2 protein-coding genes and 1 pseudogene are annotated in these 1,266 nt (G+C 36.1%); 1 reads left to right on the forward strand and 2 read right to left on the reverse strand.

All coding sequences use genetic code 11. The annotated features are described in order from the left end of the window. The coding region (locus tag VXQ92_RS18750; RefSeq protein WP_416682819.1) for a class I SAM-dependent methyltransferase at positions 1-522 on the forward strand (522 nt) is incomplete at its 5' end. Between the two features lie 20 nt (positions 523-542). Here the strand turns inward: VXQ92_RS18750 and VXQ92_RS18755 are convergent. Both VXQ92_RS18755 and VXQ92_RS18760 read right to left on the reverse strand, forming a co-directional pair. Beyond that, positions 543-965: a hypothetical protein gene (locus VXQ92_RS18755; protein ID WP_001043188.1), complete on the reverse strand. Its 423-nt coding sequence runs from the start codon at positions 963-965 to the stop codon at positions 543-545. A gap of 116 nt (positions 966-1,081) precedes the next feature. Beyond that, a pseudogene (locus VXQ92_RS18760) lies at positions 1,082-1,266 on the reverse strand (alpha-ketoglutarate permease); the annotation flags it as partial.

The following is a 1,266-nucleotide window of genomic DNA, read 5'->3' on the forward strand; positions in this document are numbered from 1 at the left end:
CGTTTGGATGACGAAGTTATTCGCCGTATCTGGAATGACACGCCGTATTGGATTTTCTGTTGGGCATCAGGCTTGGCGATGGCTCAGTGGATACTTGCAGAGCCGCACCATGTTAAAGATAAAGTGGTGTTAGATTTCGGAGCAGGTTCTGGTGTAGTGGCAATTGCTGCAAAAATGGCAGGAGCAAAACGCGTAATCTGCTGTGATATTGATCAGGTCAGTTTAAATGCTTGTCGTGAAAATGCTTTACTTAATGATGTAGAACTCGAATATTTGGATGATTTATATAAGGCTGAACAAGTCGATGTTTTACTTGCTGCCGATGTGTTATATGACCAATGTAATAGCTTTTTCTTAGACGAATTTTTAAAATTTGCACCTGAAGTATGGGTGGCAGATAGCCGTGTTAAAAATTTTAGTCATCCAAAATATGAAAAAATTGAAGAAAGAAGTGCAACAACTTGGCCAGATCTGGATGAAGCGAAAGAATTTAGAAATGTAAGTTTTTATAAGACGCTGTAAAAACAGCGTCTTTTTTTATGTTATGAACAAGTATAACGAACGACTTTTAATGTACTTGGACGTGCTTCAAGTGCTTGGCGTGTCGCATAATCTTCACCATTATTTAAGCTAGGTGTATTTGATAAGCCAAAAGAAGCGCGGGTTTCACCTAGTTGAATTCCGTAATGCTCATCTTTAGCTGGATTAGGAATTTCATTGATGCTTAAAATTGATAATTTATAAACTTTCTGAGCACCTAACACATTTTGACAAGCACGTTGCAATTTACGCTCATCAAGTTGCTGGTTACTACGACCAGCTAAAGTGTAAGCTAAAGTCGCTGAAGTTTTTGTTTGGTTTTCAATCTGGTAGCCAGTTGAACCATTATATTGTCGAGGCGTAGTCTGACAGGCAGTTAAAATGAACATACTACTTAATGCCAAACATAGAATACTTTTATTCATCAGTATCGTCCTTATTTTCTTATATGAAGTATCTCATAAAATAGAAACGTTGTTGGAGCTTATTCACTAAGTTAGAGCTAACATTCACTTATGATATTAGCTCTAATTGAAGAATTTTAATGTTCTTTAATTTTTGAATGATGCTTGGTGTCTTTCATGAAAATATAAATCAGCAATGAAATAAAAATCATGATACTGACGTAAATAAAGAACCAAGATTCGTGCCCGGCTTCTTTAAAACTTAATGCAAAAAACTCGGCTGTACCACCAAATAAAGTATTCGCAATTGCATAAGGTAATG

Source organism: Acinetobacter sp. 228, assembly GCF_048147885.1.